The following is a 23,260-nucleotide window of genomic DNA, read 5'->3' on the forward strand; positions in this document are numbered from 1 at the left end:
AATTAGGTAAGCACGAACTTACCCTTAGGAATGTAAAGTGAGTTTAATGGATATGTCTCGAAAAATCTTAACCGTTTTGGTCGCGGCGCTAACTTTCGCTAGTGCCTCTATTGCAGCAACTGTCAGTCAAGCAGAGCACGACTCTATTGTTGAACGAATTCAACCCGTTGGTAATGTCTATTTAGCAGGTAGCGAGCCGGTCGTCGTCGTTCAGACAGGCCCACGTGATGGCGCGAGTGTTTATGGCACATTCTGTATTGCTTGTCATGCTAGCGGTGTCAGCGGTGCACCTAAACTAGGTGACGCGGCAGATTGGGCCCCTCGTATTGCTCAAGGCACTGAAGTCTTAAACAACCATGCGATTAACGGTTTTAATGCTATGCCACCAAAAGGCTCTTGCATGGATTGCTCTGATGATGAAATCATCGCCGCTATCGAACACATGATTGCTGGCTTATAAACCCTCTCAATATTGCTTCAAAGAAAAAGGCTTGGTCATTGACCAAGCCTTTGTTTATTTTTTATTGAACATCGATCTTATATTGGCAATATGCGCCTGCCCTTTCGCCATTCGCTCTTCTTGTGTAACGGGCTTTTTGTTTTGCTCCCAATCCACATCATCGAACGGCAGTTCATCTAAGAAACGACTTTGAGTTGGTTTAAGTAACTCACCATACTGACGACGTTCCTTACACATGGTGAACGTCAGCTCTTTCTGTGCTCGGGTAATGCCCACGTACATCAATCGTCGTTCTTCTTCGACGTTATCTTCATCAATACTGGTTTGGTGAGGCAAAATCCCCTCTTCAGCACCAATTAAGAAGACATAAGGAAATTCCAGCCCTTTAGACGCGTGTAGCGTCATCAATTGAACCGCATCGCTATCATCATTTTCTTCCCCACGTTCCATCATGTCACGCAGTGTGAGGCGTTGTACGACTTCTTTCAGGTTCTTCTCTTCTTGATCATAGTTATCCCCCTCAAGGTCCGACACAATCCAAGAATAGAGATCAGAAACGTTCTTCATACGCATTTCTGCGGCTTTTGGGCTAGAAGAGGTTTCATACAACCAGTCTTCATAATGAATATCCCGCACTAAAGAACGTACTGCTTCAACGGTATCTCCACGCTCCGCTTGATCGGCAATCTTCACTAACCAATGGGTAAATCGGCGTAGATTCTCCAACCCTCGCCCAGACAGATGCTGCTCTAAGCCCATTTCAAAGCTCGCTTCGAATAAACTCTTGCCACGCATGTTAGCGTAACTGCCTAGCTTCTCTAGGGTTACAGGCCCTATTTCACGTTTCGGCGTGTTCACGATGCGTAAGAAAGCATTGTCATCATCAGAGTTCACTAGGATTCGTAAGTACGCCATCATGTCTTTGATTTCAGCACGAGCAAAGAATGATGTTCCGCCAGAAAGCTTATAAGGCACTCGGTTTTGCATTAGCGACTTTTCAATCAAGCGAGATTGGTGATTACCACGATATAAAATGGCGTAATCACGATACTCGGTTCGATTTAAAAATTTATGCGCAATGATTTCACCGGTAACTCGTTCTGCTTCATGATCTTCATTTTTCGCCAATAATATTTTGAGTTTCTCTCCATCGGGTAGTTCAGAGAATAACTTCTTCTCATAGACGTGAGGGTTGTTAGCAATCAAGATATTTGCAGAGCGCAATATACGGTTCGTTGAACGATAATTTTGCTCCAACTTAATCAAACGTAGATTAGGGTAATCCTCCCCAAGCAAGACTAAGTTCTGCGGTTTAGCTCCGCGCCATGAATAGATCGACTGGTCGTCATCACCAACCACCGTTAGTCGGCAACGCTCGCCCACGAGTAGTTTTACCAATTCATATTGACTGGTATTGGTATCTTGATACTCATCCACCAGCAAATAACGAATGCGGTTTTGCCAACGCTGACGAACCTCTTCATTGGTTTTTAGTAACCACACGGGCAAAGCAATTAAATCATCAAAATCAAGCGCGTTATATGCTTTCATCTGCTTCTGATACATTTCAAAACAGAATGCAAACAACTGTTCCTGCTCACCTTTTGCCAACCCTTTTGCTTGGTCAGGAGTGAGCATGTCGTTTTTCCAGTTTGAAATCGTACTCAGTAATTGACGTAAGAGATCCTTGTCTCCATCCAACTGCTTTTCTGTCAGCTCTTTTAATAGGGCCAATTGGTCCTGATCATCAAACAATGAAAAGCCTGATTTCAACCCAAGGGATTTGTACTCTCGCTTAATAATATTTAAGCCAAGAGTATGGAATGTGGAGACCATCAACCCTTTAGACTCTGCTTTACCTAAAGTTTGCCCAACACGCTCTTTCATTTCACGTGCGGCTTTATTGGTAAAGGTCACGGCGGCAATGTTGCGAGCTTTATAGCCGCATTGCTGAACCAAGTAAGCAATTTTATTGGTAATAACTCGAGTCTTACCGGAACCTGCACCTGCAAGCACTAGGCACGGCCCTGATACATATTTAACTGCTTGATCCTGTCCGGGGTTCAGCTTCATAGATGCCTCAATGACGAAAAATAATGGCGCTTATAATAATGGCGCAACAATGGGATTGCTACGATTAAAACTCGAGCAGCGCACCAAGGTTCAACGATTAAACCCAATCAAATGAAAATAAAGGCAATTAACCTGATTTTTACAAATTTCAGGCCATACTCTATTGCATAGATGTATATACTTTAGTCTATAATGAATGAACGTTCATTCATTATAGATAGGCAAATGTCTAGAAAATCTTCGGTAGATAAGCAAGTACAAATATTAACAGCAGCAGAAAAACTGATTGCTGAGTCCGGATTTCAGGGCTTGTCGATGCAAAAAGTGGCCAACGAAGCTGGAGTCGCTGCTGGCACTATTTATCGCTATTTTTCCGACAAAGAGGATTTACTAAATGAAGTGCGTTTGCATGTTGCCCAGCGTATAGCAACCGCTGTTCAAGCTGGGGTTAACGATGAAATGCCGTTAGAAGTACGCTTTCGAACCATGTGGTTAAACATCTGGAATTTAGCGTCCTCTAACATGAGTGCATTAAGCAATCGAGTCCAATATGAATCTCTTCCGGTCACAAACGATAAAAAAACTCGGGAACTCGAGCGAGAAATGTTTGCCCAAGTGGAGCGCCTATTTACTGAGGGTCAGGAGCAAGGAGTTATTAAGCAGCTTGATAGCCGAGTGCTTTTTGTTTTGAGCTTTGAAGCAAGCGTAACACTGTCGCGCAAACATGCCTTGGGATTCTATCAACTGGATGATGCGGCCCTTGATGCGGTCATTGAAGCCAGTTGGGATGCAATAATCAATCATTAACTTGGAGTTCTAATTAGAATGAAAAAGTGGACTTTCTTTATGTTACTTATCGCCGTACTGCTATTTGGTAGTGTGATAGGTTTCAATCTTTTCAAGCAACAGAAGATTGCTGAATATATGGCTAATCGCCCAGAACCAGATTTCCCGGTTACGGTGACTGACGTTCATTCGGTCGATTGGGTTCCAGTCATTGAGGCCATTGGTTTCATCGAGCCGAATCAAGGGGTCACAGTCGCGAGCGAAACAAGTGGCGTGATTGATAAAATCAGTTTTGAGTCTGGCACTCAAGTTGAAAAAGACCAACCGCTGATTGAACTCGACTCAGAAGTTGAAAAAGCCAACCTGAAAAGTACTCAAGCCAAACTGCCTGCTGCACAAGCTAAGTACAAACGCTACCAAGGTCTTTATAAGAAAGGCTCTGTTTCTAAAGAAGCTTACGATGAAGCTGGAGCGAATTACTTCTCACTACTTGCGGATGTTGAAAGCTTAAAAGCCTCGATTGACCGCCGTGAAATCAAAGCTCCATTTGCAGGTGTTATTGGTATTCGTAATGTTTACCTCGGTCAATATCTACAAGCTGGTAGCGACATTGTTCGCCTCGAAGATACCAGTGTAATGCGTCTACGCTTTACCATTCCTCAAAACGACATATCCCTTATCAAGCTTGACCAGCCGGTTGATATTTTTGTCGATTCTTACCCAGAAAAAGCATTCAAAGGTTCAATTACTGCTATCGAACCTGCGGTTAATGTACAAAGTGGCCTTATCCAAGTTCAAGCAGACATTCCAAACAGCGATGGTCAATTGCGTAGTGGTATGTTCGCTCGAGCGAAGATCATTTTACCTAAGCTAGAAAACCAAATCACTCTGCCACAGACTGCAATCACCTATACGCTATATGGCGATAACGTTTATATCGTTACCGAAGAAGATGGCGTGAAACGTGTGAAACAACAAGTAGTTAAAGTGGGTGAGCGTACTGGTAGTGTCGCGCATATTTTAGAAGGCGTGAAACCCGGCGATGTGGTGGTCACAACCGGTCAGATCCGTTTAAGTAACCACGTAAAGGTTCGCATTGTTGAAAGTAATGCGACTACACCACCGGCAGAAACACCAATGCTCTAATTGGAGGCATCATGCGCTTTACTGATGTTTTTATTAAACGTCCAGTTTTGGCGGTATCGATCAGCTTTTTGATTGCTTTGCTTGGTTTACAAGCAATTTTCAAAATGCAGGTTCGTGAATACCCTGAAATGACCAATACTGTGGTTACAGTAACCACAAGTTACTACGGTGCGAGTGCGGACCTAATCCAAGGCTTTATTACTCAGCCTCTGGAACAGGCCGTCGCTCAAGCTGACAATATTGACTATATGACTTCTTCATCGGTTTTGGGTAGTTCAACCATTACCGTCAACATGAAGTTAAATACCGATCCGAATGCGGCTCTGTCTGATATTTTGGCCAAGACCAACTCCGTTCGTTCTCAACTACCAAAAGAAGCTGAAGATCCAACGGTAACCATGTCGACTGGCTCGACAACCGCGGTTCTTTATATCGGCTTTACCAGTGATGAGCTTTCTTCTAGCCAAATCACAGACTACCTTGAACGTGTAATTAACCCACAGCTATTTACGGTTAACGGCGTATCGAAAGTCGATCTGTACGGTGGTATGAAGTATGCCCTACGCGTTTGGTTAGACCCTTTTAAAATGGGTGCTCTTAACCTAACCGCGACTGATGTGATGGGTGTGCTTAACGCGAACAACTATCAGTCGGCAACGGGTCAGGCAACCGGTGAATTTGTTCTCTATAACGGTAGTGCTGATACACAAGTATCTAACGTTGATGAACTCAAAGCATTGGTGGTAAAAACCGATAGTGGTGAAGTAATCCGCCTTGGCGATATTGCCGATGTTACTCTAGCGAAAAGCCACGATGTTTACCGTGCAAGTGCAAATGGTAAAGAGGCTGTCGTTGCAGCAATCAACGCCGCTCCAAGTGCAAACCCAATCAATATTGCTGCTGATGTGTTGACGTTGCTTCCTCAATTAGAACGTAACCTTCCTAGCAATATTAAAATGAACATCATGTATGACTCGACCATTGCAATCAATGAGTCGATCAATGAGGTGGTGAAAACCATTTTAGAAGCGGCCGTTATCGTATTGATCGTAATTACCCTCTTCTTAGGTTCATTCCGTGCGGTTGTTATCCCAATTGTCACTATCCCACTCTCTTTGATTGGTGTGGCCATGGTAATGCAGGCAATGGGCTTCTCGTGGAACTTGATGACACTACTGGCAATGGTTCTGGCCATCGGCTTGGTGGTGGATGATGCTATCGTTGTACTTGAAAACGTTGACCGACATATTAAAGATGGCGAATCACCGTTTAGAGCCGCGATCATAGGTACTCGAGAGATTGCTGTTCCGGTTATCGCTATGACGTTAACGCTAGGTGCGGTATACGCGCCAATCGCTCTAATGGGTGGGATTACCGGTTCCCTGTTTAAAGAGTTTGCATTAACCCTAGCGGGCGCGGTTTTTGTTTCAGGTATTATCGCACTAACTCTCTCTCCAATGATGTGTTCGAAAATGCTCAAGTCCACGGACAAGCCGAGCAAATTCGAAGCTACGGTTCACCGTGCGTTGGATAGTATGGCAAACCGCTATGAGCGCATGTTGACAGCTATCATGATGCATCGTCCTGTGGTTATTGCCTTTGCGTTAATCGTATTTGCAAGTTTACCTATCTTGTTCAAGTTCATTCCAAGTGAACTTGCTCCATCGGAAGATAAAGGCGTGGTCGTTCTGCTGGGTACAGGTCCATCGAATGCCAACCTAGACTTCTTGCAAAACACCATGAATGACGTGAATAAAATTCTATCTGAACAGCCAGAAGTTGAATTCGCTCAGGTGTTCACAGGGGTTCCAAATGCAAACCAAGCATTCGGCCTTGCGACATTAAAACCATGGAGTCAACGAGAAGCGAGCCAAGCTGAAGTCACAAAACGTGTGGGCGACCTTGTTGCTAACGTACCTGGTATGGCAGTAACGGCATTCCAGATGCCAGAGCTTCCGGGTGCAGGTTCTGGTCTACCTATCCAGTTCGTTATCACGACACCAAATAGCTTTGAAAGCTTGTTCACGATTGCGAGTGATATTCTAACCAACGTAATGAAGAGTCCTCTTTTCGTATACTCAGATCTCGATCTGAACTACGATTCTGCGACGATGAAAATCAGCATCGACAAAGACAAAGCGGGTGCTTACGGCATTACGATGCAAGATATCGGCATTACTTTGGGCACCATGATGTCTGACGGTTATGTTAACCGTATCGACCTTAATGGACGTTCGTACGAGGTTATTCCTCAGGTAGAGCGTAAATGGCGTCTAAACCCAGAATCAATGGATAACTACTATGTTCGAGCAGCGAATGGCAAAGCGATTCCTCTGGGCAGCTTAGTGACGATTGATGTGGTTGCTGAGCCTCGTTCATTACCTCACTTCAACCAGTTGAACTCCGCTACCGTGGGTGCGGTTCCGTCTCCTGGAGTTGCAATGGGTGATGCCATTACTTGGTTTGAAGATATAGCACAGTCAAAATTGCCATCAGGATATAACCACGACTACATGGGTGAATCTCGTCAGTATGTGACGGAAGGAAGTGCTCTGTATGCGACGTTTGGTCTTGCTCTTGCCATTATTTTCCTAGTATTGGCGATTCAATTTGAGTCGATTCGCGATCCGATCGTTATCATGGTTTCTGTACCATTGGCAATTTGTGGTGCGTTGATTGCCCTCGCATGGGGTGCGGCAACGATGAATATCTACTCGCAGGTTGGTTTAATTACCTTGGTTGGCTTGATTACCAAACACGGTATTTTAATCTGTGAAGTAGCGAAAGAAGAGCAGTTACATAATAAGCTGTCTCGTATTGAAGCCGTAATGGCGGCAGCGAAAGTGCGTCTTCGTCCAATCCTAATGACGACGGCAGCGATGATCGCAGGTCTTATTCCTCTGATGTTCGCCACAGGTGCTGGTGCTGCACAACGATTTAGTATTGGTATTGTTATCGTGGCAGGTCTTGCGATTGGTACCATCTTTACGTTGTTTGTACTGCCGGTTATCTACAGCTACCTTGCTGAAAAACACAAACCATTACCTGTCTTTGTTGAAGATAAAGATTTGGAAAAATTGGCGCGTATTGATGAAGCAAAAGCGGTACATCGCGATCGTTCAAACAAGCCTGCTTAAGGTATTGAGTTAAAATATCCCTATCTAAAGGTCACTTCGGTGGCCTTTTTTTTCGAAGCCGATTTGAGCTTTACCGACACAACACGGAATTGTTCTGATTTTTATTATTGAACTAGCGACATTCGAACCACGTTTAAATAGAATGAATGCAACGATACAGGAGTGACTATCACCATGTTTGATCCAAAAAAGTTAGAACAAATCGCGAAACAAATTCATGATTCAATGCCACAGCCAGTTAAAGATCTTGGCTCTGATGTTGACCAAAAAGTCCGCCAAGTAATTCAAGGTCAATTGAATAAGCTTGATGTCGTTAGCCGTGAAGAATTTGATGTTCAAACTCAAGTACTTCTACGTACGCGCCAAAAGCTTAATGAGATGGAAAAGAAACTTGCTGAACTAGAAGAAAAGTTAGCGGACAAATAATCTCATGCTCTAACAAAGGAAAGCACCATAGCCATTGTTAGAGAGAACAAGTAGAAACAAAAAAGGCTTGGTCAACGGCGACCAAGCCTTTTATTTTTGATTGTGTTTGCTTTTGTATTTAATGACCCCAGTCTGCCTGGAGTTCTTTTATTCGGAGTTGAAGCCTCTCTGTGCTTTCTTAACCGAACCTTTTATTAGCCACCAACAGCGATACGTTTCATATCGGTCATGTAACCACGAAGCTCTTCACCAATATATTCAACAGGATGGTTACGAACTGTTTCGTTCACATGGATTAGCGTTGCGTTATCCACTTGATTTGATGTTTCGCCTAACCCTTTGCCGATAACGTCCGTATTAACTGAAGACATAAATTTCTCGCGCAACAGTGGTGTAGCAACATTTGCAAATAGATAGTTTCCGTATTCTGCTGTATCAGAGATAACTACGTTCATTTCGTATAAACGCTTACGAGCTATAGTATTGGCAATCAACGGAAGCTCATGCAAAGACTCGTAGTACGCGGATTCGTCAATAATGCCTGATGCGGTCATTGCTTCAAAGGCTAATTCAACCCCAGCGCGTACCATAGCAACCATTAAGATACCGTTATCAAAGTATTCTTGCTCTGAAATTTCAATGTCAGTCACTGGGTAGTTTTCAAAGGCAGTTTCACCAGTTTCTGCGCGCCAACCTAGAAGGTTCGCATCATCATTTGCCCAATCCGCCATCATAGTGCGAGAGAATTCGCCCTCAATGATGTCATCCATGTGTTTGTTGTACAGTGGACGCATTAACTCTTTCAACTCTTCTGAAAGCTCAAATGCTCTGATTTTAGCGGGGTTTGATAGGCGATCCATCATGTGTGTAATGCCACCAAACTTCAGTGCTTCAGTAATGGTTTCCCAGCCGAATTGAAGAAGTTTTCCAGCATAACCAGGATCAATGCCATCGGCGATCATCTTTTCATAACAGACGATAGAGCCAGCTTGCAACATACCACACAAGATGGTTTGTTCACCCATCAGATCCGATTTTACTTCCGCAACGAATGAAGACTCTAAACAACCTGCGCGATGGCCACCTGTTGCCGCAGCCCATGCTTTAGCAATGTCCCAGCCCTCACCTTTTGGATCGTTTTCTGGGTGTACAGCGATAAGTGTTGGAACGCCGAAACCACGTTTGTACTCTTCACGAACTTCAGTGCCCGGACACTTAGGAGCGACCATCACAACCGTGATGTCCGAACGAATTTGCATGCCTTCTTCAACGACGTTGAAACCGTGAGAGTAACCCAGCGCGGCGCCCTGCTTCATTAGTGGCATCACCGTTTCAACCACATTAGTGTGTTGTTTATCCGGTGTTAAGTTCATCACTAAATCCGCTTGAGGGATCAATGTTTCGTAGCTACCGACTTCAAAACCATTCTCACTAGCGTTTTTAAACGACTGACGCTTCTCATCAATGGCCGCCTGACGTAGTGCATAAGCCACATCTAGGCCAGAATCGCGCATATTTAGACCTTGGTTTAGACCTTGAGCACCACAACCAACGATGACCACTTTCTTACCTTTCAGGTAATCCGCTTCTGATGCGAATTCTGAACGGTCCATAAAACGACAGCGACCTAATTGGTCAAGCTGCTCACGCAAATTTAAGGTATTGAAATAGTTAGCCATTGCAGGGTACTCCTTTAAGATTCTTTCCATTAGGTCGATAGTCCTCTATCGAATGATTCGATACTAAAACAGACACCAAATTGCTTAAAGTGATATATTCACAATTAGTTATTGCAATAAATGCAACATGGAAGTTATCGCGTAATGAACATTAAAAGCCTGAAGTTATTCATCCATTTATGTGAAAGTAAAAGCTTTGCAAAAACAGCTTCAGCTATGCACATAAGCCCATCCGCGCTTAGTCGTCAGATTCAAAAATTAGAAACTGAAACTGGGCAGGCCCTTTTTCTTCGTGACAATCGCAGCGTAGAACTGACACCAGCAGCTAAGAAACTACTTCCTGTTGCATTGAGAATTTCTGGGGAATGGCAGAGTTACCATCAGCATTTGAAGCAACTTAACCCTGAACTGCGGGGTGAAATTCGTTTGTTCTGCTCGGTCACCGCAAGCTACAGTCATCTGCCTCAATTGCTATCCGAGTTTCGACTCCAACATCCTTTTATTGAGTTCAAACTGTCAACGGGAGACCCAGCTCAAGCGATAGATAAATTACTCAATGGAGACGTGGATATTGCGATTTCTGCCCTCCCTGATCATTTACCAAATCGAGTCGCTTTCGAAACCATCAGTGAAATCCCACTTTCGGTGATTGCTCCAGATGGCGTCAGTAATTTTGCACAAGAGTTACAGAAAACATCACCTGATTGGTCAGAGGTTCCCTTTATCGTACCGGAAGCCGGAACGGCGAGAGACAGAGCAAATGCTTGGTTTAGAGAGATGAAAATTAAGCCTAACATCTATGCGCAGGTTTCTGGACACGAAGCCATCGTAAGTATGGTTGCACTTGGGTGCGGGGTCGGGATTGCTCCTGATGTGGTGATCAATAATAGTCCGGTACGAGATAAAATTGCCCGTTTGAAAGTCGCTTCTATTGAACCATTCAAACTAGGGGTATGCTGCAAAAAGTCAGAGCTCGAAAATCCGCTGGTTAAAGCGTTATGGAATGTGGCTCAAGCAAATTACATCACGCCATAGCCTTTCGATGCCTAATTATCATCTCTATCGACTAGAAACCAAAAAGCCTCGCTAAAACGAGGCTTTATGTTCAGTGTCACTCATCAAATGATGGATTAAATAACGCGAGAAAACTGCTGCTGACGAGCGCGATCACGTAAGTACTTATCGAAACACATACAAATATTACGAATCAACAAACGACCGCGCAATGTGACTCGAATTTCACTATCATCAACTTCAACTAGCTCATCATTAATAAAAGTTTGAAGCAGTTCCATATCCTGCTTAAAGTAATGATTAAACGTCAAACCAAATTCACGCTCAATGGCGGTTTTGTCGAGTTTGAAGTTACAGATAAGCTGTTTAATCACTTCACGACGAATCAGATCATCATTATCAAGCGCTACGCCTTTCCATAGCGCATGACGATGCTCATTCACTTGTGCGTAGTATTTTTTCAATTCTTTCTGGTTTTGAGCGTAAGCATCACCAATCATCGATATAGCTGATACACCAAAGCCGACTAAATCACACTCACCTTGGGTGGTGTAGCCTTGGAAATTACGATGCAAAATACCCTCACGCTGAGCAACAGCAAGTTCATCATCTGGCAGTGCAAAATGGTCCATACCAATAAATTGATAACCCGCATCTGTTAGTGTTGAAATGGTATCTTGTAGAATCGCCATTTTTTCTTCAGCAAGCGGTAAATCTTCATCTTTAATTTTGCGTTGCGCTGCAAACAACTGCGGCATATGAGCATAGTTAAAAACAGATAAACGGCCCGGCTTCATTTGCAATACTTGTTGCATGGTGTCAGCAAATGACTGCTTCGTTTGCTTTGGTAAGCCATAAATAAGATCAAGGTTTGTCGAGCGGAAACCCAATTGCTTAGCACGGGCAACCATAGCAAAGATAAACTCTTCATCTTGCTCGCGGTTAACCAAAACTTGAACTTCTTTATTAAAATCTTGCACGCCAATGCTTAGGCGGTTAAAGCCCTCGCTGCGTAGGTGATCCAACATATCGAGCTCAATCTCGCGTGGATCCACTTCAATACTAATTTCAGCGGTTTCTTCAAAGAAAAATTCACCGCGTAATATCGCCATAACTCGGGTGATTTGGTCTTTAGATAGGAATGTTGGTGTACCACCGCCAAAATGAAGTTGAGTCACTTTTCGGCCTTGTAGCAATGAAGCTCGAGTACGAATTTCTAACTCAAGTGCATCAAGGTATTCATCCGCTTTGTGTACGTGGCGAGTAATTACCTTATTACAGCCGCAGTAGTAGCAAAGCTTATGACAAAATGGAATGTGTATGTACAAAGATAATGGACGTTCAGGGTATTCCGTACACGCCATATCAAAGTCTGCGCCAGTGAACGCTTCATGAAACTCTAAAGCGGTCGGGTAAGACGTGTAGCGAGGCCCAGAGTAGTTGTACTTATCGAGAATGGCTTGATCCCATACAATTTGTTGGCTTGCGACGACTGACTGCGACATATACGACTTCCGTTTGTGACTTATTTGTTATTAACAGGCTATTTTGCCACACCTATAGGTGTTACGTAGAGTAGCAAAGCCTATTTTAAGAATGAAAATTCAGAACTGATAGCTCGATCACTTACTCTTTTTAAGTGTATACGTAATGACCTTAAATCGACATTACACAAACAAAAGACCAGTGACCAAGCTAGCGATTAGATCATTTGAATATTGATCTGATTATTTAAAGGTCGGATTTTTTGCTGAAGTAGCTTCAACTCTTCAATCATCGCATCTTGTAAGCGAGATTCTGCTTTATGACGCGTAAGATTTTGCTGCATGCGTTCTTGCTTAGCCAGTTCCTGACGCTGTTCACCTCGAGGCATATCTTTTACAACATGATATAGCTCGGAGATAGCTGGATATTCTTGCTCGAAATCAACACGCTCATCGCCTTGGACGTAATCCATAATGCAATAAACACGAATGCTGATTTCTGACAAATCACACTGACCTTGAATTCCCGCTAAACATAACGTATTCACATTTTCAAAAATATTAGCGTTACGTTTTTCAATCGCGAGCTTACGGTGTTGCAGCTGCAATTCCTTTTGCTTCTTAAGTTGGAGCAGAAGGTAACCCGCATATGATGCTAAGCCGAGGATTATGACTCCACCAGCAATGGCTAATAAGGTTACACTCATGACTTCCCCTTACCCTTTAAATTGGTCCAAATCGATGTCTTCAAATTGAGAAAGCAAATCTTCATCTGAAGAAGATTTTTTACCTACTTTTTTCGCACTAGGTGCAATAGAAGCAGCTTCATCTTCGTACTCTTCTTCAAGATCCGCATCTACTTCGTAGATACCTAGCTGCTTCATTAGAGCTTCGATGCGATTTAGTTTTTCATCTACATATTTCTGTAGACCAACACCAAGCTTCTCACCTTCTTCTAGACGATCTAATAGCACATTCAGTTGTGCATCATTCTCTAGCATTTCTAGTTCTTTCTCAGCGCTAATACGACGGTCAGCTTTGCTTAGTTTTTTCGGCGCTTCAACAATAAGAGGAATTTTTTTCTTACTGCCTAAGCGCGGATCACGCTGTTGTCCGTTACCTTGCTTATTTTGCTCTTTTGTTTCAGCGTTACGGCTACCGGTTTTCAGGCCTTTGCGGTTTTTAATACGCTTACGTAGACGACCGTCTACATCAGATTGACTACGGTTACGTACGACAATCACTTCACTACTACTTGTGCCCGAACGGCTTTTTTTAGTACGGCTCATTACTGGGTTTTCCTCAGCAAAATTACATCATTTTCAATAAATTCAAGTTCGAGCTTATCCCGCTCCGCCAAGTACTGAAATGTTTTGCAGCTAAAAAACACCACGTGAGTCAGGTCATTTTTATAGTGCCATCCAGCGAACGCTTCCACGTCGATTACCATCTTGGTCATCAAACCAATCCAGCCACCTGGTTTAACCAAATTCAACCATTGCTGCCACACTTTATCAGGCTCATATAAATGCTCGATAACTTCAGTGGCAGTAATAAAGTCATACGTATTTAGCAGTACCGACGTATCAGTATGGTAGTAAATATCGTACAACTGCATTGTGTGTCCGTGTTCTTGCAACATAATTGATAATGTTGGACCGGGACCACAACCAAAATCTAACCCATTCGAGTTTGGCGCCACTTTTTCTAGTAACGGAACTGAAAGCCGAGATAAAAAGCGACGGTAACCTACATCTGTAGGGTTATTCTCATGCAGATCATAGTGCGCTTTTTCTGCCTTTGCATCCAAACGTTGTTCTGGGTTTACAAACACCAAATCGCAACGTTGGCATTGCAGATACTCACGACGCTTATCTACAAAGTATTGCGGAGTTTGTGTGCTTTGACAAAGTGGGCAGTTATGCATCTATCCATCCTCAAATAAGGATGCGAAACATACCAGAAACTCACTATAGAGTGGAGCCCTATTGCGTAAATAATCGTCAATTTGGTAAAAATAGATATAAAAAAAGCGATAGGTAGACCCTATCGCTTTCTAAATGCCACTTGGCAAAACTTAGTTGCACAAAACAATGTGCCACCAAAATCCATTTGTTGTTTCCGCTTTCCTTGCTAAAAGGGTATCGTTTTTCATCATCCTAATGAATTTTAGCTTTCCGTTTTTAACATCCTATCACTGGGTTCACCCTGAACCGGATCCATTTCACTGTCTACACCATTAGACAAATCGACCATCCCTATCCAGTAAGTCTCCGACCTACTAAAGTTCCATCTTGACTCTTTCAGATATTCCTTACCTGCATCCTTGGAGACAAGCCTTGTCTTAAATCCATTATGTAGCATCCTGCTATTGGGATTACTTTATCCCATCTCGATAACGAGGCAAGGCTCCAACCAAAAATTTTAGCGACAATTTATCAAGCATATACAATGGCATTTAAAATCAGAACCTTATAAATAAGAGAGAGAAATTGACCGAAAATGATATGGTCATTCTCTTACAACAAGAGGAGCAAGTTGGCTCTCTTCTCCCATTTTTCCATTGTGATACTGCTCAAAAGAAAAAGCCCCAGCAGTTGGCTGAGGCTTTATCATGTTAAATTGCTCGAACGATTATAGGTGATTAGTGAAGGCCACCAACATAGTTAGAAAGGACGGTAATATCTTCATCCGTTAACTTTTTCGCTACATCACTCATCATGGCATTCATATCATTACCACGTGTTCCTGAACGGAATTTCTCGAGTTGTAGTTTAATATAATCTGCATGTTGCCCCGAAATTTTAGGGAAACCAGACAGTTCAGTGCCATTACCTCGTGGGCCATGACAAGCGATACATGCGGTTAAACCACGCTCAGGATCGCCAGCTGCATATAGCTGTTTACCCGACTCAACAACATTTTCTGGAGTCGTATTCGATGAAATTGGTAGTGATGCATAGTAAGCAGCGAGATCTTTCATGTCTTGTTCAGACAGAGGCATCGCCATACCACTCATGACAGGGTCCATGCGGCCTTGCTTACCATTGCTCGTCATCCCAAGTTTAAGGTCTTTTAACTGCTTTTCGATATACTTAGCATGTTGACCGGCAAGTTTTGGGTACATTTCAAGTTGACTGTTGCCATCTGCTCCATGACAGGCAACACAGGTTTGAGATTTTGCTTTACCAGCCTCGATGCTGCCTTGGGCCCATACGGAGCAGCTGGCGAAAAGACTCAAGATTAGCGCTAATTTCTTCATGACATTCCATTTATAATTATCAAGCTTCCAAGCACCACTGATCAGTTGCTACTCACTCTCAGTGGCGACTCATGGTACAATAGGCGACCTTATGCCGAGCACGGTTATTTTACACATTTTCACAAAAAAGTAATCAATCGACTACACAAAGTCGAGATGGAGTTAACAGTGAGCGTAAAAATTAGTTACCAAAACACCCATTTCATCACAAGTGCACCTGATATTCGTGCCTTGCCAGAAGATGAAGGCATCGAAATTGCGTTTGCTGGCCGCTCCAACGCAGGTAAGTCAAGTTCTCTGAACCGCCTTACTAACCAAAGAAGCTTGGCTAAAACCAGTAAAACTCCTGGTCGTACGCAGTTGATTAACCTATTCAAGGTTACTGATGGTTGCCATATCGTCGACCTTCCGGGATATGGTTTTGCTCAGGTTCCGATTGAACTAAAGAAAAAATGGCAGAAATCTCTGGGTGAATACCTGCAAAAACGTCGTTGTCTGAAAGGGCTTGTCGTTTTAATGGATATCCGTCACCCAATGAAAGATCTCGACCAACAACTTATTTACTGGGCAGTCGATAGTAATATCCCTGTACAGGTGCTATTAACGAAAGCAGACAAACTGAAAAGTGGCGCTCGTAAAGCACAACTACTTAAGATCCGTGAATCATCACAGGGCTTTGGTGGTACGGTAAAAGTTGACGTATTTTCTTCATTGAAAGGAATTGGTGTTGATGTTCTTCGCAACAAGCTTGATGAATGGTTTGCTCCTGCTTTTGAAAATGCAGATCAAGACATTGAACTGTTAGACGAACAATCAGTACAAGAAATGGATAGCCACAACGAAGATGGCAACGAGAAATTAAGCTAAGAACTTACGTTTAAGCTTAGATTCGTAACCATCTCACTGTGCATGAAAATAGAGACCCTGCCTTATGGCGGGGTTTTTTACATTCATAAAAACTATAGCAACTGCCGATTGATATAAAAAATAATATAAATATCTTCTGAGTTACACTAAATGTAACAAATTTTCAGAAATCAGCTATTTTATAAGGAGTTTAGTGGTGAAGAGGTCGCAGAAAAAGCTTCGAATATGAGAGGTAGGGAAATTTTTCTTTGCCACAATAAAAAACGCCCCAGTCAAAAGCTGACTGGGGCGGCTGAATCAGCCTAATCCAATAACGTGAAACAAAAGGTCTGAAAGATAGAACATCTTACCTCTGTACCCTACAGAATTAATGTACAACAATTGGTCAGAAATGAAAATAGTTTTTGTAAGTTTTTTTCATAAAAGTACAAGGAACATACAAGACAACAAATGGCCAATTGATTTTATAAACATCAAAAAAAGCCAGCGTTTGTGCGCTGGCTCATGTAATTAGCTTGATTCTGATTGAATATTGTCTAGTGCGCTTGATCCCAGTTGTCACCGTGACCAGCTTCTGCAATCAGTGGTACATCTAGAGCCGCTGCAGATTCCATCAATTTCTGTACTTTTATTTCAATCTCAGCCAAAGCTGATTCTTGTACTTCAAAAACCAGTTCATCGTGCACTTGCATGAGCAGTTTCACACGCCCATCTCCCTCAGCTTGAATCCACTCATCAACTAAAAGCATTGCCTTCTTGATGATATCAGCCGCTGTGCCTTGCATAGGAGCATTGATTGCTGCTCGCTCTGCAGCTTTACGACGCATACCATTACGAGATTGAATTTCAGGTAAGTGCAAACGACGGCCAAAAATGGTTTCAACATAGCCGAGCTCTGAAGCAGAGCTACGTGTATCTTCCATATATTGCATCACGCCAGGATAACGTTCGAAGTATTTATCCATGTATAGCTGTGCTTCACTGCGAGGGATGCCCAGTTGCTTAGCTAAACCAAACGCGCTCATACCATAAATCAAGCCAAAGTTGACGGCTTTCGCACGGCGGCGTTGCTCACTGGTCACATCGTTAATATCAACACCAATAATCTCCGCGGCGGTCGCAGCGTGAATATCTTTACCTTGTTGGAAAGCTTCAAGTAACGCTTTATCGCCAGATAAGTGCGCCATAATCCGCAGCTCAATTTGAGAGTAATCGACAGCCAAGATTTTATACCCATGAGGTGCAATAAATGCTTGGCGAATACGACGTCCCTCTTCGTTACGAATTGGAATATTCTGCAAGTTAGGATCGGTAGAAGACAAACGCCCCGTTGCCGTGACTGCTTGATGATACGATGTATGTACTCTTCCCGTTTCAGGGTTAATCATCTTCGGTAGTTTATCGGTATAGGTCGATTTAAGCTTCGCTAAGCCTCGGTATTCAAGAATCAGTTTAGGTAATGGGTAATCCAATGCCAGTTCTTGCAATACTTCTTCATTGGTTGATGGCGTGCCTGATGGCGTTTTCTTGATAACTGGTAAACCCATCTTTTCAAATAGCAACGCTTGAAGCTGCTTTGGTGAGTTCATATTGAACTCTTGCTCCGCCACTTCATAAGCTTGTTGTTCTAACTCATCAAGACGCGCAGCAATTTCCTGTGATTGGCTAGACAGCATCATATCGTCAATCAATACACCAGTACGCTCAATACGAGAGATGACCGGAACCAATGGCATTTCTATTTCTTGGTATATGCGGTTAAGCTTCTCATCTTTTTCAAGATTAGCATTCAAGCGATGGTGTAAGCGCAAAGTAACATCAGCATCTTCTGCGGCATAAGGCGACGCTTGCTCTAAATCTATTTGATTAAATGTCAGCTGTTTTTTACCTTTACCCGCAATTTGCTCAAACGAGATACAGCTGTGTTGAAGGAAGCGTAAAGCTAAGCTGTCCATATCATGTTTACCACCCACGCTGTTATAAACGTAAGAAGCCAACATGGTGTCAAACTTAATACCTCGCATTTCAATGCCGTAGCGTGCTAATACGCTTGCATCATATTTTAGGTTTTGACCCACTTTTGCTTGTGCTGAATCTTCTAAAATAGGCTTAAGTTGTTCAAGTACCCAATCACGCTCTAGCTGTACTGGTGCATCAAGATAGTCATGAGCAACAGGAACATAAGCAGCAACACCTTCTTCTGTGGCAAAAGAGACACCAACAAGATTCGCTACCATATAATCTAAACTATCGGTTTCAGTATCAAAGGCGAATACTTCTGATGCTTTAAGCTTTTCCAACCAAACTTGGAATGTCTCTTGATCTAAAATAGTTTCGTATTGGCTGCGATCAATCGATACCGACGAGGTATCCATTTCAATCTCTGATGTGCTGCTGTCAGTGCGGGCTGAACGCATCGCTCCTGATTTCTCATCAGCTTCAACCGAACCAGAACCACCGTCTAGTAATTCATTTAACCATGACTTAAAAACAAGGCTGCCATAAAGCTTAATCAACTCATCTTTATTCGGCTCGGATTTCACTAATGATTCCGGTGACTCTTCAAGCTCAACGTCTAATTTGATTGTCGCTAGCTCGTAAGACATTAACGCATTGTCTTTATTGTCTAGTAACTTCTTCGCCATCGTCTTAGAGCCACGGAAACCGAGAGGAGCAATATCATCAAGGTTTTCATACAGCGTCTCTAAGCTACCAATACCTTGTAATAGTGCTGTCGCTGTTTTATCACCTACGCCGGGAACGCCTGGAATGTTATCGACCTTGTCGCCCATTAGTGCAAGGTAATCAATGATAAGTTCAGGTGGAATACCAAACTTTTCGATCACGCCCTCTCTATCCATCACCACGTTTGTCATTGTGTTGATCAGAGTTACGTTCTCATCAACCAATTGAGCCATATCTTTATCACCGGTGCTGATCAAAACAGGCATACCAAGCTGAGATGCTTGGTGAGCCAATGTTCCGATCACGTCATCTGCTTCGACACCCGAAATAGAAATCAACGGAAGACCCATTGCTCGAATGACGTTGTGTAACGGCTCAATCTGGCAACGAAGATCATCAGGCATTGGCGGGCGATTGGCTTTATATTCAGGATACAGATCATCACGGAATGTTTTGCCTTTAGCATCAAACACCACCGCTATACGATCAGAAGCAAACTGACGCATCATGCTACGTAACATGTTAACCACGCCATATACGGCATTTGTTGGTATCTCACCATTACTCATGGTGCCTGGGTAAGCATGAAATGCGCGATATAAATAAGAAGAACCATCGATGAGGATCAAAGGGTTGTCAGGAATGCGAGCCATAGTCTTTCAGTATCCAAAGAGAAAGCAAATTATTTGCTTAGGATGCCATGACTGCCGCAGTGAATCCATGTTAAGTCGATCAAGTGGCTCACACATTTTTCAACAAAGACAGATAGTCAACATTAAATCTGTGGATAAGTCTGTTTATATAAGTTATCCACTGCTCTTTTTTTTACGTAACAAAACAACGCTTTTATTTGTATTAGTTTGTTTTTAAAGGATTAATTTAATGATCGATCCGGCAATCAGAGATCGTTTTTCGATCCTCAATTGTGGAAAAGAGTGCTGGTGCCCTTTTGTTCGACATAAAATGACAAGCATAAAAAAAGCGACATCTTTCGATGTCGCCTAGCGAAAAGGGCCAAAGCCAAACCATATAAAAATGACTGCTTTGCCATAAAGCTATAAATTACACTGGAAGCAATGTGAGCAATGTCGTGTCAAAAAAGAACGAGTGCAAGTTCGTAAAGTTGCCGCTTCATCACTGATTCTGTAAAGATTCAAGTAACTCAACATCCTTGTGAACTGTCCTTATCCCTTAAGACGAGATTAATAATAATCATTCGCATTTAACTCGTCAACCATTAAATGCGAAATAATCTCATTTAGTTTGTTCGCTCACTAATCAACTCGCTCAGAATTTTGCAAAAAATAGCCACTGCTCCCCTACACCACCATTTTGATAAAACAATAAAAAAGCCGACATTAGTCGGCTTATCATGTTCTACAATCTAATCTTGATTAAGATGTTTCGCTGCTTGTGCATTATCTTCTGCAAGCCACTCGGCTACGTCTTTTGCGAAGTAAGTTAAAATACCATCGGCACCCGCACGTTTAAAACACATTAAAGATTCAAGAACCGTTTCGCGTTCTTTTAACCACCCATTTTGGAAAGCCGCTTTATGCATTGCGTACTCACCAGACACTTGATAAGCGAAAGTTGGCACTTGTAATTCAGATTTAACTCGGCGAACCACATCTAAATATGGCATACCTGGCTTAACCATCACCATGTCCGCGCCTTCATTGATGTCCATTGCCACTTCATGAATGGCTTCATCACTGTTCGCTGGATCCATTTGATAGTTCTTCTTGTTGCCACCTTTTAGATTCGAAGCTGAACCGACGGCATCACGGAATGGTCCATAGTAACAAGAGGCATATTTCGCGGAGTACGCCATGATTTGAGTATTAATGTGACCCGCTTCTTCAAGCGCTTTTCGGATTGCTCCAATTCGACCATCCATCATATCAGATGGTGCGACAACATCCGCGCCAGCCTCAGCATGAGACAATGCTTGTTTGATTAGCACCTCAGTGGTTTCATCATTAAGCACGTAACCTTCTTCATCAATGATGCCATCTTGACCATGTGTGGTAAAAGGATCGAGAGCCACATCAGTGATCACGCCAATTTGAGGAATATGTTCTTTTAGTGAACGAACTGCTCGTTGAACCAAGCCCTCTGGATTATATGCTTCTGCAGCACAAAGGCTTTTCGCATCTTGATTCACAACAGGGAATAAAGCGATAGCAGGTACACCTAGGTTTGCCAGATATTGTGCTTCTTCCAACATGAGATCGATGGATAAGCGTTCAACACCAGGCATTGATTCGACCGGCTCACGGCGATCTTTACCCATTAAGATAAACATTGGGTAAATAAGATCGTTAACTGACAACTGATTTTCTGCCATTAAACGACGGCTAAAATCATGCTTACGCATACGTCGCATACGGCGGCCGGGAAATTGCCCTTGAATCGAAACTGACACACTATTCTCCTTCGATGATGAAAGTACCGAGACAAATCATATCACTCTGACTTTCCTACGCTAGCGGCAAACCTTAAAAATGCAAAAAATGACCTCATACTCACACTACCGTATACTGAAGTCATCACTACTTAGAGAGCAGCACTTAGAGAACAATACCATGATCGATACCCATGCCCACATATATGCCAGCGAATTTGATAATGATCGTGATGAAGTCGTTCAGCGCGCATTAGCACAAGGCATTAGTAAAATATTGCTACCAAACATCGATTTAGAATCTATTGAACCGATGCTGAAAACGGAAGCGTTATACCCAACGCTTTGTCGTTCAATGATGGGCTTACACCCTTGTTATGTGGATGGTAATGTCGAACAAACTCTAGAGAAAATCTATCAGCAGTTCTCCCAACATGAGTTTATCGCTGTGGGTGAGATTGGTATTGATCTCTACTGGGATAAAACATATCGACATGAACAAGAAATGGCATTTACAACCCAGCTAAGTTGGGCGAAAGAGATGAATCTCCCGGTTGTTATTCATACCCGAGACTCTATTCAAGAAACTCTAGCGCTCTTAGAAAAAGAGCAGAATGGCTCTTTACGCGGTGTATTTCATTGTTTTGGCGGTAGCATCGAAGAAGCAAAAGCGATTAACGAACTGGGCTTTCACCTTGGCCTCGGCGGTGTATCCACATTTAAAAATGGAGGTATGGATGTGGTAATTCCTGAGTTGGATCTCGACTACCTCGTACTTGAAACTGACTGCCCATATCTCGCTCCTGTTCCTCATCGAGGAAAACGAAATGAGCCAGCCTACACACAATTGGTGGCACAAAGAGTGGCGCAACTACGTGATATGACCATCGAAGAAGTCAGCTTAATCACCACTAAAAATGCAACTTCGTTGTTCGACCTTTAGTAAAAAACATATCCATGACTAATAAAAAAAGGTTGGCATAGGCCAACCTTTTTATCATCTTAACGCTATTCAAAAGAGCGTTACTCTTGTTCTTGCTCGTTTTCCTCATCACGCGAGTTATCTCGCGGTGCATAAAAACGAGTAAAGAAGAGCCCGACTTCAAATAGCAAACACATTGGAATTGCCAATAATGTTTGAGAAATAATGTCAGGTGGCGTCAACAGCATTCCCACAATAAACGCCATCACAACAATGTATGGGCGCTTTTCCCGTAAGCTTTGTGGAGTCGTTGCACCCGTCCAACATAGAAGAATAATGGCGACAGGAACTTCAAATGCGATACCAAATGCAAGGAACAGAGCCAAAACAAAGTCTAAGTAACTCGATATATCAGTGGCAAATTCAACGCCGCCGAGTGAAATCGCAGTAAAGAAACCAAACACCAGCGGGAATACGATGAAATACGCAAAAGCAACACCGCAGTAGAATAATAACGAGCTCGAAAACATCAACGGCATAATTAAACGGCGTTCATGCTTATACAAACCCGGTGCGACAAAAGCCCACACCTGATACAAAATCAAGGGCACAGATAAGAAAACCGCCGATATTAGGGTCAACTTCAATGGCGTAAAAAATGGCGATGCCACATCTGTTGCGATCATTGTTGCCCCTGCTGGCAAACGATCTACCAGTGGCTTTGATACAAATTCATAGATTTCATTAGAAAAATAAATCAAGCCAAGAAAGACCACCAACACTGCGGCTAACGCACGCAATAGACGATTTCTCAATTCGAGTAAATGGCTGATTAAAGGCTGTGTCTGCTCGACCGAAGACATATCGAACCTCATTATGAAAGATAAAAAAGGAGCCACATATGAAATGCAG

At 42.9% G+C, this 23,260-nt stretch carries 19 protein-coding genes; 8 read left to right on the forward strand and 11 right to left on the reverse strand.

What is annotated here, in order from left to right:
* The first annotated feature begins 46 nt into the window (after positions 1–46).
* Positions 47–460, forward strand: coding sequence for a c-type cytochrome (locus DZ860_RS16360; RefSeq protein ID WP_120033443.1), 414 nt, complete (start codon positions 47–49; stop codon positions 458–460).
* 54 nt (positions 461–514) lie between these two features.
* Here DZ860_RS16360 and rep read toward each other — a convergent pair whose 3' ends face one another.
* Positions 515–2,533, reverse strand: a complete 2,019-nt coding sequence (gene rep, locus DZ860_RS16365; protein ID WP_120033446.1) for a DNA helicase Rep — start codon at positions 2,531–2,533, stop codon at positions 515–517.
* A gap of 225 nt (positions 2,534–2,758) precedes the next feature.
* Here rep and DZ860_RS16370 point away from each other — a divergent pair, with 225 nt between their 5' ends.
* From DZ860_RS16370 to ubiK, 4 genes are all read left to right on the forward strand, one after another.
* A complete protein-coding gene (locus DZ860_RS16370; protein WP_120033449.1) occupies positions 2,759–3,340 on the forward strand; it encodes a TetR/AcrR family transcriptional regulator in 582 nt (193 codons plus the stop codon).
* Positions 3,341–3,358: 18 nt separating this feature from the next.
* Positions 3,359–4,465 carry an efflux RND transporter periplasmic adaptor subunit gene (locus DZ860_RS16375; protein WP_120033452.1) on the forward strand — a complete coding sequence of 369 codons (1,107 nt, stop codon included), beginning with the start codon at positions 3,359–3,361 and terminating at the stop codon, positions 4,463–4,465.
* 11 nt (positions 4,466–4,476) lie between these two features.
* Entirely contained in the window at positions 4,477–7,602 is a 3,126-nt protein-coding gene (locus DZ860_RS16380) for a multidrug efflux RND transporter permease subunit (protein ID WP_120033455.1), read from the forward strand.
* A 174-nt stretch (positions 7,603–7,776) separates the two neighbouring features.
* A complete protein-coding gene (gene ubiK / locus DZ860_RS16385) occupies positions 7,777–8,028 on the forward strand; it encodes a ubiquinone biosynthesis accessory factor UbiK (protein ID WP_120033458.1) in 252 nt (83 codons plus the stop codon).
* 194 nt (positions 8,029–8,222) lie between these two features.
* Here ubiK and ilvC read toward each other — a convergent pair whose 3' ends face one another.
* Positions 8,223–9,707 carry a ketol-acid reductoisomerase gene (gene ilvC, locus DZ860_RS16390; protein ID WP_120033461.1) on the reverse strand — a complete coding sequence of 495 codons (1,485 nt, stop codon included), beginning with the start codon at positions 9,705–9,707 and terminating at the stop codon, positions 8,223–8,225.
* A gap of 144 nt (positions 9,708–9,851) precedes the next feature.
* Between ilvC and ilvY the strand changes: the two genes are divergently transcribed.
* Positions 9,852–10,742, forward strand: a complete 891-nt coding sequence (gene ilvY / locus DZ860_RS16395; RefSeq protein ID WP_120033464.1) for an HTH-type transcriptional activator IlvY — start codon at positions 9,852–9,854, stop codon at positions 10,740–10,742.
* Positions 10,743–10,837: 95 nt separating this feature from the next.
* Here ilvY and hemN read toward each other — a convergent pair whose 3' ends face one another.
* The 5 genes from hemN to DZ860_RS16425 form a co-directional block, all read right to left on the reverse strand.
* Entirely contained in the window at positions 10,838–12,226 is a 1,389-nt protein-coding gene (gene hemN, locus DZ860_RS16400) for an oxygen-independent coproporphyrinogen III oxidase (RefSeq protein ID WP_120033466.1), read from the reverse strand.
* 197 nt (positions 12,227–12,423) lie between these two features.
* Positions 12,424–12,912 carry a DUF2489 domain-containing protein gene (locus tag DZ860_RS16405; RefSeq protein WP_120033468.1) on the reverse strand — a complete coding sequence of 163 codons (489 nt, stop codon included), beginning with the start codon at positions 12,910–12,912 and terminating at the stop codon, positions 12,424–12,426.
* Positions 12,913–12,921: 9 nt separating this feature from the next.
* The gene (gene yihI, locus DZ860_RS16410) at positions 12,922–13,494 is read right to left on the reverse strand and encodes a Der GTPase-activating protein YihI (RefSeq protein WP_120033470.1); all 573 of its coding nucleotides are present in this window, start codon (positions 13,492–13,494) and stop codon (positions 12,922–12,924) included.
* Positions 13,494–14,132, reverse strand: a complete 639-nt coding sequence (locus DZ860_RS16415; RefSeq protein WP_120033471.1) for a class I SAM-dependent methyltransferase — start codon at positions 14,130–14,132, stop codon at positions 13,494–13,496. The genes yihI and DZ860_RS16415 overlap by 1 nt, the downstream gene beginning before the upstream one ends.
* 717 nt (positions 14,133–14,849) lie before the next feature.
* On the reverse strand, positions 14,850–15,467 hold the full coding sequence (locus DZ860_RS16425; RefSeq protein WP_120033484.1) for a c-type cytochrome: 618 nt from the start codon (positions 15,465–15,467) through the stop codon (positions 14,850–14,852).
* Between the two features lie 168 nt (positions 15,468–15,635).
* Here DZ860_RS16425 and yihA point away from each other — a divergent pair, with 168 nt between their 5' ends.
* Entirely contained in the window at positions 15,636–16,334 is a 699-nt protein-coding gene (gene yihA, locus DZ860_RS16430; protein WP_120033486.1) for a ribosome biogenesis GTP-binding protein YihA/YsxC, read from the forward strand.
* 297 nt (positions 16,335–16,631) lie between these two features.
* Here the strand turns inward: yihA and spfP are convergent, their stop codons facing one another.
* From spfP to hemB, 3 genes are all read right to left on the reverse strand, one after another.
* The gene (spfP, locus tag DZ860_RS24965) at positions 16,632–16,679 is read right to left on the reverse strand and encodes a small protein SpfP (protein WP_438356636.1); all 48 of its coding nucleotides are present in this window, start codon (positions 16,677–16,679) and stop codon (positions 16,632–16,634) included.
* 191 nt (positions 16,680–16,870) lie between these two features.
* The gene (gene polA / locus DZ860_RS16435) at positions 16,871–19,672 is read right to left on the reverse strand and encodes a DNA polymerase I (protein WP_120033488.1); all 2,802 of its coding nucleotides are present in this window, start codon (positions 19,670–19,672) and stop codon (positions 16,871–16,873) included.
* Positions 19,673–20,403: 731 nt separating this feature from the next.
* On the reverse strand, positions 20,404–21,447 hold the full coding sequence (gene hemB, locus DZ860_RS16440; protein WP_120033490.1) for a porphobilinogen synthase: 1,044 nt from the start codon (positions 21,445–21,447) through the stop codon (positions 20,404–20,406).
* 160 nt (positions 21,448–21,607) lie between these two features.
* Here hemB and DZ860_RS16445 point away from each other — a divergent pair, with 160 nt between their 5' ends.
* Complete coding sequence (locus DZ860_RS16445; RefSeq protein WP_120033492.1) at positions 21,608–22,369, forward strand: TatD family hydrolase; 762 nt, start codon at positions 21,608–21,610, stop codon at positions 22,367–22,369.
* An 80-nt stretch (positions 22,370–22,449) separates the two neighbouring features.
* Here the strand turns inward: DZ860_RS16445 and tatC are convergent, their stop codons facing one another.
* Positions 22,450–23,211 (reverse strand): twin-arginine translocase subunit TatC, encoded by a 762-nt coding sequence (tatC, locus tag DZ860_RS16450; RefSeq protein WP_120033494.1) that lies wholly within the window; start codon positions 23,209–23,211, stop codon positions 22,450–22,452.
* Between the last annotated feature and the right edge of the window lie 49 nt (positions 23,212–23,260).

It is taken from the genome of Vibrio sinensis, from assembly GCF_003605645.1.
GTDB classification, from domain to species: domain Bacteria; phylum Pseudomonadota; class Gammaproteobacteria; order Enterobacterales; family Vibrionaceae; genus Vibrio; species Vibrio sinensis.

Coding starts and splice junctions, on each gene's coding strand:
- DZ860_RS16360 (WP_120033443.1), top strand. CDS start 47: ATGGATATGTCTCGAAAAATCTTAACCGTTTTGGTCGCGGCGCTAACT.
- ubiK (WP_120033458.1), top strand. CDS start 7,777: ATGTTTGATCCAAAAAAGTTAGAACAAATCGCGAAACAAATTCATGAT.
- rep (WP_120033446.1), bottom strand. CDS start 2,533: ATGAAGCTGAACCCCGGACAGGATCAAGCAGTTAAATATGTATCAGGG.
- hemN (WP_120033466.1), bottom strand. CDS start 12,226: ATGTCGCAGTCAGTCGTCGCAAGCCAACAAATTGTATGGGATCAAGCC.
- DZ860_RS16405 (WP_120033468.1), bottom strand. CDS start 12,912: ATGAGTGTAACCTTATTAGCCATTGCTGGTGGAGTCATAATCCTCGGC.
- DZ860_RS16380 (WP_120033455.1), top strand. CDS start 4,477: ATGCGCTTTACTGATGTTTTTATTAAACGTCCAGTTTTGGCGGTATCG.
- tatC (WP_120033494.1), bottom strand. CDS start 23,211: ATGTCTTCGGTCGAGCAGACACAGCCTTTAATCAGCCATTTACTCGAA.
- ilvC (WP_120033461.1), bottom strand. CDS start 9,707: ATGGCTAACTATTTCAATACCTTAAATTTGCGTGAGCAGCTTGACCAA.
- polA (WP_120033488.1), bottom strand. CDS start 19,672: ATGGCTCGCATTCCTGACAACCCTTTGATCCTCATCGATGGTTCTTCT.
- DZ860_RS16425 (WP_120033484.1), bottom strand. CDS start 15,467: ATGAAGAAATTAGCGCTAATCTTGAGTCTTTTCGCCAGCTGCTCCGTA.
- DZ860_RS16370 (WP_120033449.1), top strand. CDS start 2,759: ATGTCTAGAAAATCTTCGGTAGATAAGCAAGTACAAATATTAACAGCA.
- ilvY (WP_120033464.1), top strand. CDS start 9,852: ATGAACATTAAAAGCCTGAAGTTATTCATCCATTTATGTGAAAGTAAA.
- yihI (WP_120033470.1), bottom strand. CDS start 13,494: ATGAGCCGTACTAAAAAAAGCCGTTCGGGCACAAGTAGTAGTGAAGTG.
- DZ860_RS16415 (WP_120033471.1), bottom strand. CDS start 14,132: ATGCATAACTGCCCACTTTGTCAAAGCACACAAACTCCGCAATACTTT.
- DZ860_RS16375 (WP_120033452.1), top strand. CDS start 3,359: ATGAAAAAGTGGACTTTCTTTATGTTACTTATCGCCGTACTGCTATTT.
- DZ860_RS16445 (WP_120033492.1), top strand. CDS start 21,608: ATGATCGATACCCATGCCCACATATATGCCAGCGAATTTGATAATGAT.